The organism is Nonomuraea mesophila, assembly GCF_004352805.1.
In the GTDB taxonomy this organism is placed as follows: Bacteria; Actinomycetota; Actinomycetes; order Streptosporangiales; family Streptosporangiaceae; genus Nonomuraea; species Nonomuraea longispora.
In genome coordinates, this window is sequence record NZ_SMLD01000035.1 from 59231 (window position 1) to 67440 (window position 8210).

Consider the following 8210-nt stretch of genomic DNA (forward strand, 5'->3'; position numbering starts at 1 on the left):
GACCCGTGCTCACGTACACACTCCGCCGGCTCCTGATCTCCATCCCGGTGATCGTGGCGTCGACCTTCGTCGTCTTCCTGCTCGTGACCATGGCAGGCGACCCGCTCGCGGGCCTGAAGGGCCGCAACCCGCCGCCGTCGCCGCAGGTGATCGCGGTCGAGGAGCAGCGGCTGCACCTGGACGAACCGCCGCTGCAACGGTATTGGACCTGGATCACCGGCGTGGCGCAGGGCGACTTCGGCCCCTCCGTGCGGACCAACGTGGACATCGGCCACGAGATCGCCGCCCGGTTCGGGGTCACCCTGCGGCTGGTCGCCGTGGCCGTGCTCCTCGCCCTCGTCCTCGCCGTGGTCGTGGGCGTGATCAGCGCGGTCAAACAGTACTCGGGCATCGACTACGGGTTCACGTTCGCCGCGTTCCTGTTCCTGTCGATGCCGTCGTTCTGGTTCGCCGTGCTGCTCAAGCAGGGCGGGATCTCGCTCAACAACCTCCTCGGCGACCAGGTCGTGTACACGATCGGGGACAGATCCGTCATCGTCGAGGGCGGCGCCTGGGCGCAACTGGCCGACACCGCGGGTCACATGGTGCTGCCGACGATCTCGCTGGCGCTGCTCTCGTTCGGCGCGTGGAGCCGGTTCCAGCGGGCGTCCATGCTGGACGTGCTCAACAGCGACTACGTGCTGTTCGCCCGCGCCAAGGGGCTGTCCAGGCGGCGCGTGATCGTACGGCATGCCCTGCGCACGGCGCTCATCCCCATGACCACCGTCACCGCGCTCGACTTCGCGACGCTCATCTCCGGCGCCGTGATCACCGAGACGGTCTTCCAGTGGCGCGGGCTCGGCGAGTTCCTCGTCACCTCCGTCAACCAGCGCGACGCCTACGCGGTGCTCGCCTGGCTGCTGGTCATCGCCGTCGCGGTCATCGTCTTCAACCTGATCGCCGACCTGCTGTACGCCCTCCTCGACCCCCGGATCCGCCATGAGTGACCACACCGAGGCGGCGCCCCGCCCCTCATCGAGCGCGCGACCGGCCGCCGGGGTGCGCCGGCGCAGCCAGGGCGAGCTGGTGCTGCGCCGGTTCCTGCGGCACAAGGCCGCCGTGACCAGCCTGGTCGTGTTCGTCGCCGTCGTGCTGCTGGCCTTCGCGGGCGGCGCGCTCTGGCGCTACGACTACGCCGACATCACCTCGGCGGTGTCGCAGCCGCCCTCGCTGGAGCATCCGTTCGGCACCGACAACCTCGGCCACGACACGTTCGCCCAGGTGCTGCGCGGCACGCAACGGTCGATCGAGATCGCGCTGCTCATCGCGTTCCTCGCCGGGCTGGTCGGCACGCTGTGGGGAGCCTTCTCCGGCTACTACCGCGGCATCACCGACAGCGTGATGATGCGGATCGCCGACCTCGTCCTCACGCTGCCGCTGCTGGCGGTCGCCGCCGTGCTGACCCGCGCGACCAACGGCTCCTGGTGGTTCGTCGCGCTCGTCATCGCCGCCCTCCAGTGGGCGTACGTGTCCCGCGTCGTGCGCGGCGTCGTGCTGTCGCTGCGGGAGAAGGAGTACGTCGAGGCGAGCCGCGCGCTCGGCGCCACCGACCGCTGGATCATCTTCCGGCATCTGATCCCGAACGCGCTCGGCCCCATCATCGTCAACGTCACCATCCTCGTGGCCGCCGCCATCCTCGTCGAGACGGCCCTGTCGTTCCTCGGCCTCGGCGTGCAGCCGCCCGACACCTCGCTCGGCCTCCTGGTCAGCGAGGCCGACACCGCGGTCAGCACCCGGCCGTGGCTGTTCTACTTCCCCGGCGCGTTCATCGTGGTGATCGCCCTGTCCATCAACTTCATCGGCGACGGGCTGCGCGACGCCTTCGACCCGACCCAGCGGAAGGCGCGCTCATGAGCGAACACGAGGCGGTGCTCCAGGTCGAGGACCTCACCGTGTCGTTCCCCACGGAGGACGGCCTGGTCAGAGCCGTACGCGGGGTCAGCTACGAGCTGCGGCGCGGCGAGGTGCTCGGCATCGTCGGCGAGTCCGGCTCCGGCAAGTCGGTCACCTCGATGGCGGTGATGGGCCTGCTGCCGGCCTCGGCGCGGATCGGCGGCTCGGTCAGGTTCCGCGGCCAGGAGCTGATCGGAGTGCCCGACAAGCGGATGCGGGCCCTGCGCGGCGGCCGTATCGCGATGGTCTTCCAGGACCCGATGACCTCGCTCAACCCCGTCTACCCCGTGGGCGACCAGATCGCCGAGGCGGTCAGGGCGCACAACGACGTCAGCGCCGCGCAGGCCCGCGAACGCGCCGTCGAACTGCTCGCCCTGATGCAGATCCCCCGGCCCCGCGAACGCGCCCGCGACTATCCGCACCAGTTCTCCGGCGGCATGCGCCAGCGCGTCGTCATCGCCACCGCCATGGCCAACTCGCCGGACGTCATCATCGCCGACGAGCCGACCACCGCGCTCGACGTCACCGTGCAGGCCCAGGTGCTCAGGGCGCTGGAGACCGCGCGGGCCGCCACCGACGCCGCCATGGTGCTGATCACCCACGACCTCGGCGTCGTCGCCGGGGCCGCCGACCGGGTGCTCGTCATGTACGCCGGCCGTCCCGTGGAGCTGGGCGGCGTCGACGACATCTACTACACGCCGCGGATGCCGTACACGCTGGGTCTGCTCGGCAGCCTGCCCCGGCTCGACGACGGCCGCAGGGGCGAGCGGTTGACGCCGATCGCCGGGTCGCCGCCGTCGCTGCTCGACCTGCCGCCCGGATGCCCGTTCGCGCCGCGCTGCCCGATGCGGCAGGCGATCTGCGAGACGACCGAGCCTGAACCGGTCGCCACCTCGGAACCCGGCCACCTGGCCGCCTGTCACTTCTCCGCCGACCTGGAGGGGAAGCGGCCCGAGGACGTCTTCGTGCCGTCGTCCGACGACCCTGCAGACCACGCTGCCGACCACGCCGCCGACGATGCCGCCGCTGGAGGTGCGCCATGAGCGAGGGACCGCTGTTGTCCGTGCGGGACCTGGTCAAACACTATCCGGTGCGCGGCAAGGGGCTCCTGCGGCGGACGACGGGCGACGTGCACGCCGTGTGCGGGGTCTCGTTCGACCTGCGCCGCGGCGAGACGCTCGGCCTGGTCGGCGAGTCGGGCTGCGGCAAGTCCACCACCGGGCGGGCTGTGCTCAACCTGCAGCCGCCGACCTCGGGGCGGGTGCTGCTCGACGGCCAGGACCTCGGCGCCGTGACGGCCGCGGAGATGCGCCGCCTGCGGCAGCGTATCCAGATCGTCTTCCAGGACCCGTACGCGTCCCTCGACCCCCGCATGACGGTCAGCGACGCGATCGCCGAACCGCTGCGCATCCACGGCACCTACCGGCAGGACGGGCCCGACCGGGTGCGGGAGCTGCTCGCCGACGTCGGGCTCAACCCCGAGCACGGCAACCGCTACCCGCACGAGTTCTCCGGTGGGCAGCGGCAGCGCGTCGGCATCGCCCGGGCGCTGGCGATGCGGCCCGAGCTGCTCGTCCTGGACGAGCCCGTGTCGGCTCTCGACGTGTCGATCCAGGCCGGCGTGGTGAACCTGCTGGAGGACCTCCAGCAGCGGCTGGGCCTCGCCTACCTCTTCGTCGCCCACGACCTGTCCGTGGTGCGGCACATCGCGCACCGGGTCGCCGTGATGTACCTGGGCCGCGTGGTGGAGATCGGCGACAGGGACGAGCTGTTCGACCGGCCCGCGCACCCGTACACGCGGGCGCTCATCTCGGCCATCCCCGTGCCCGACCCGCGGCGGGAACGGATCAGGGCTCGCGAGCGCATCGTGCTCGAAGGGGACATGCCGAACCCGGTCAGCCCGCCGAGCGGGTGCAGGTTCCGTACGCGCTGTCCCACGTTCGCGCAGCTCACCACGGAGGAACGGCGCGCCTGCGTCGAGCAGGCGCCCGAGCTGGCCGACCGCGGCCACGGCCATCCGGCGGCCTGCCACTACCCGCAGGCCGCCGGGTGACGACCGGGGTTCACGACAGGTCGGACAGGTCGAGGACGAAGCGGTAGCGCACGTCATTGCGTTCGAGGCGGTCGAGGGCCTCGTTGACGCGCGCCGACGGGAGCACCTCGACGTCGGCGGTGACGCCGTGCGCGGCGCAGAAGTCCAGCAGGGCGGCGGTCCCGGGCCGGCCGCCGCTGCCCGCGGAGCTGAGCTTCTTGCGCCCGACCAGCAGGTCCATCGCCTGCAGGGTGACCTGGCCGAGGTGCCCGACGAGGCTGAGGGTCCCGTCCATGGCCACGAGCCGCAGGTAGGGGGCGAGGTCGTGGGGAGCGGAGACGGTGTCGATGACGACGTCGAACCGGTCCCGCGAACCCGCCGTCCGGTCCGGGTCCGAGGAGATGAGCACGTCGTGGGCGCCGAGCCTGCGCGCGTCGCCGGCCTTGCCCGCCGACCTGGTGATGACCGTGGTCTCGGCGCCCAGCGCCACGGCCAGCTTGACCGCGAGGTGGCCGAGCCCGCCCAGCCCCGCCACGGCGACGCGGGTGCCGGGCCCCACGCCGAGCGCGCTGAGCGGCTCCCACACGGTGACCCCGGCGCAGAGGAGCGGGGCGGCGGCGGCCGGGTCGAGGCCCGCCGGCAGCGGGTAGGCGAAGCGGTCGCGGACGACGTACTCGCGGGAGTAGGCCCCGAGGGTGGCCGAGCCGTCGTGGCGGTCCGTGCCGCCGTAGGTCAGGGTCGGGAATTCGTGGCAGAAGTTCTCCTGGCCGGCGCGGCACATGGCGCACGTGCCGCAGGCGTCGACGATGTTGCCGACCGCGACGGGGTCGCCGGCGGCGAATCGGGTGACCCCGGCCCCGGTCTCGGTCACCACACCGGTGAACTCGTGGCCGGGCACGACGGACGCTCCGGCCTCGCGGGGGGCGCGGACGGCGTGCAGGTCGGTGTGGCAGACGCCGCAGTGGTCCACGCGGACCGCGATGTCACCGGGACGCAGGTCGCGTCGTCGCAGGGACGCCTTGCGCAGCGTCGTCGCGGGGCCGTCCGCGCGCCATCCCACGGTGGTTCTCATACCGGGCTCCTATAAACAGACTGTTCGGTTTTTTTCAGGGTGGCATGCTGGACGCCTTCCCGGCAAACCGACTGTTCTGTTTGATAAGCTCGCCGGCATGGCCGACCAGCCGCTGACGTCCCGGGGCGCCGCGACCCGCGGCCGCATCCTCGACGCGGCGACCGAGGAGTTCGCCGAGCACGGCATCGCCGGGGCGCGCATCGAGCGCATCGTGGCGGCCGCACGCACCAACAAGGCGCAGCTCTACGCCTACTTCGGCAGCAAGGAAGGGTTGTTCGACGCCATCTTCTTCGGCTCGCTCGAACGGATCACCAACGTCGTCCCGATCGACGCCACCGACCTCGCCGGCTGGGCCGTGCGCCTCTACGACGAATACCTCCGCCGCCCCGACCTCATCAGGCTGGCCACCTGGGCCCGCCTGGAGCGGCGCCCCTCCGGCCACCTCGTGGCCGACACCGACCGCCTCGACCAGCACAAGCTGCGCTCCATCGCCGAGGCACAGGAAGCAGGCGCCGTACGCCCTGGAGACCCGTTCGACGTGATGGCCCTCGTCATCGCGATGTCGATGGCCTGGTCGCCGGTCAGCAACGTCTACGCCGCGACCGCCGACGAGCCCTCCGACGTGCACGAGCAGCGTCGCGCCCTGCTCCGCGAGAGCGTCAGGCGCGCCGTGATGACATGAGCGAGCACGCCGGCGCCGCGCCGCCGGTCCTCGGCCGCCGCGAACGCAAGAAGCAGGCGACCAGGGCCGCGCTCCGCGACGCTGCCCTGCGCCTGGCCCTGCGCCACGGCGTCGACAACGTCACGGTCGAGCAGATCGCCGACGAGGCGGACACCGCGCTGCGGACCTTCTTCAACTACTTCTCCAGCAAGGAAGAGGCCATGGTCGCGCCCGTGTCGGCGGCCGCGGAGCAGCTCATCGCCCAGTTCAGGGCCCGGCCGCGCGCGGAGTCGGTGCTGCGGGCGTTCCGTGAGGCGGTGGTGACCGTCCTCAACGAGGGCGACGCCGTCAGCCACGACCACATCGAGGCGCTGCGGCTCATCCGGCGCGAACCGTCGTTGATGCCGCAGCAACTGGCCGTGCTCGCCTCCCAGGAGCAGGCCCTCGCCGAGGCGATCGCCGAGCGCGTCGATCCCCCGGGGCGCGACGGCTTCTATCCGGCGGTGTGCGCGGCCGCCGTCCTGGCGGCGCTCCACGTCGTCCTCGACCGGTGGCTCGACCAGGCGGCGGGCCTGGACCACGGGTCGGCCACCGCCCTGCTCGGCCGGCAGTGCGACGCGGCCATCGCCGAGCTCACGGCCGGGCTCGACCGGCCCGGTTCCCCTGACGTGTAGGGCGGCCCTGGCCTGCCGCACTTCCACCCAGCGGAAATCCCACTAAATCGGGATTTATCACACGTGATACGTTAAACGGGTCGTTTGTCCCTGTAGTGACACAGCCACCCAGAGAGGCAGAGTGTGCGAGCAGACGATCAGATGACTGACCGGAAGCTGGTAAAGGCCGACTTCAACGACATTTACGATCGTCCAGATCCTCGGGCGTACTACGAACGCCTGGGCAGCCTGGACTACGCTGTCCCCCATCACGGGCAGCAGGTTTTCCTCAGAGTGCTCGACGCGCTCGACGTCGACTCCCCGACCGTCGTGGACCTGTGCTGTTCGTACGGCGTGAACGCGGCGCTGATGAAATGCGACCTCACGCTCGACCACCTCTACGACCACTACGGCGACGATCCGGTGGCCCACCTGGCCACGGACGAGCTCATCGACGAGGACCGCGGCTTCTACCGGAGCCACCGGCGGCGGGCCGCCCCACGGGTGGTCGGCCTGGACACCGCCTCGTCAGCCGTCGACTACGCCGTACAGGTGGGACTCCTGGACGTCGGGGCGTCCGACAACCTGGAGCAGAACGACCCGTCGCCCGAGCTGGCGAAGATCATGGGCGAGGCCGACCTCATCACCGTCACCGGCGGCATCGGCTACATCACCGACCGGTCGATCGACCGCCTGCTCGACTGCACCTCATCCGATCGCCGTCCATGGTTCGCCGCCCTCTGCCTGCGTACGGTCGACTTCGCCCCCGTGGCCGACACGCTCGCCCGCCACGGCCTCGTCACGGAGCAACTGGAGGACGCCACCTTCCCGCAGCGGCGGTTCGCCGACGACATGGAGCAGGAGTTCGCCCTGCGGGCGCTGGCCGAGCAGGGCCTCGACCCCACCGGCAAGGAAGCGGCCGGTGAGTATCACGTCAACGTCTTCCTCTCCCGGCCCAGCGCGGACGTCGCCGACGCGCCCATCGACGCGATCCTGGAGGACCTGACCCCGCCGGACAACGCCTCCGCCAGGCACCACCTGTCCGGCTGAGCCCGCCGAGCCGGAGGCCGCAGCCACCACGGCCTCGGCCTCCGGCCCCGAGATCGCAGCCGCTACGGGCGCGGCCTCCGGATTCGCGCAGGGTGCGTGTCCGGTTCTCAACCTCTTCGAGCCAGCCGCCGCGCCACCTCCTCGCGGACCCCTGACGGCAACAGCGGCACCAGGCTGTCGCGGCAGGCCGGCGGCGTCTGCGCCAGCAACCCGGCGATCGTGGCGGGCGGAAGGCGGCTCAGTGCCTGACTCGCCGGGTCCTTGTGCATCGCGGCGACGGCGAGCCCGGTCCGCCGGACGTCGATGGCCGCCATCGCCTCGATCGCCGCCGCGGAATGCCGATCGTGCATCTGGTCGAGCACCAGCCCGCGGTGGTGGACGCCCATCTCCAGGACCACCCTCGCCACCAGGTGCGGATCGCGCACCTGGTTCAGCAGCCAGCCCGCGCGGGACGGGAGCAACATCTGCAGGATCGTCGCACTCCTGGCCGCCTCGCGGCACATCTCCTCCACCGCGGCGGTCGTGAACAACGTCCACCGCTCGGCGAGCAGCACCGCCGCCTCGTCGGGTGACAGCGTGAGGATCAGCGACCCGCGTTCGGCCTCACCGGCCTCGGCCAGCGCCCGGCGCACACGCCGCGCCGCCACCCCTTTTCCCCCACCGGCGGCACCTCTGCCACTTCGGGCACGTAGCGGTGTGGCACTGCCTCGGGAGGCGTCCTCGCCGGCGGCAACGCCGCCGTTCGCCCGGGGCCGAGATGGAGGAGCTTGGGAGGACGGCGGGGCCTGTGGGGACCGCATGGGCGGAGGG

Annotated in this window: 7 protein-coding genes and 1 pseudogene; 6 read left to right on the forward strand and 2 right to left on the reverse strand. The window is 71.6% G+C overall.

Annotated features, from left to right (window positions below):
• The first annotated feature begins 5 nt into the window (after nt 1-5).
• The 3 genes and pseudogenes from E1295_RS16145 (at nt 6) to E1295_RS50175 (ending at nt 3985) form a co-directional block, all read left to right on the forward strand.
• Nucleotides 6-986 carry an ABC transporter permease gene (locus E1295_RS16145; protein ID WP_132631090.1) on the forward strand — a complete coding sequence of 327 codons (981 nt, stop codon included), beginning with the start codon at nt 6-8 and terminating at the stop codon, nt 984-986.
• Nucleotides 979-1893, forward strand: a complete 915-nt coding sequence (locus E1295_RS16150; protein WP_132631091.1) for an ABC transporter permease — start codon at nt 979-981, stop codon at nt 1891-1893. Before E1295_RS16145 ends, E1295_RS16150 begins: the two co-directional genes overlap by 8 nt.
• Nucleotides 1890-3985, forward strand: a pseudogene (locus E1295_RS50175) (ABC transporter ATP-binding protein). Before E1295_RS16150 ends, E1295_RS50175 begins: the two are co-directional and overlap by 4 nt.
• Nucleotides 3986-3995: 10 nt before the next feature.
• Here E1295_RS50175 and E1295_RS16165 read toward each other — a convergent pair.
• Entirely contained in the window at nt 3996-5036 is a 1041-nt protein-coding gene (locus E1295_RS16165) for an NAD(P)-dependent alcohol dehydrogenase (protein ID WP_132631094.1), read from the reverse strand.
• Nucleotides 5037-5133: 97 nt separating this feature from the next.
• Here E1295_RS16165 and E1295_RS16170 point away from each other — a divergent pair, with 97 nt between their 5' ends.
• The 3 genes from E1295_RS16170 to E1295_RS16180 all read left to right on the forward strand — a co-directional run bounded on the left by E1295_RS16170 (nt 5134) and on the right by E1295_RS16180 (nt 7400).
• Nucleotides 5134-5718, forward strand: a complete 585-nt coding sequence (locus tag E1295_RS16170) for a TetR/AcrR family transcriptional regulator (protein WP_132631095.1) — start codon at nt 5134-5136, stop codon at nt 5716-5718.
• Nucleotides 5715-6371, forward strand: coding sequence for a TetR/AcrR family transcriptional regulator (locus tag E1295_RS16175; RefSeq protein WP_132631096.1), 657 nt, complete (start codon nt 5715-5717; stop codon nt 6369-6371). Before E1295_RS16170 ends, E1295_RS16175 begins: the two co-directional genes overlap by 4 nt.
• 141 nt (nt 6372-6512) lie before the next feature.
• Nucleotides 6513-7400 (forward strand): hypothetical protein, encoded by an 888-nt coding sequence (locus E1295_RS16180; RefSeq protein WP_132631097.1) that lies wholly within the window; start codon nt 6513-6515, stop codon nt 7398-7400.
• A gap of 107 nt (nt 7401-7507) precedes the next feature.
• On the opposite strand, the gene E1295_RS16190 is transcribed toward E1295_RS16180, so the two are convergent.
• The gene (locus tag E1295_RS16190; RefSeq protein WP_132631098.1) at nt 7508-8047 is read right to left on the reverse strand and encodes a hypothetical protein; all 540 of its coding nucleotides are present in this window, start codon (nt 8045-8047) and stop codon (nt 7508-7510) included.
• Between the last annotated feature and the right edge of the window lie 163 nt (nt 8048-8210).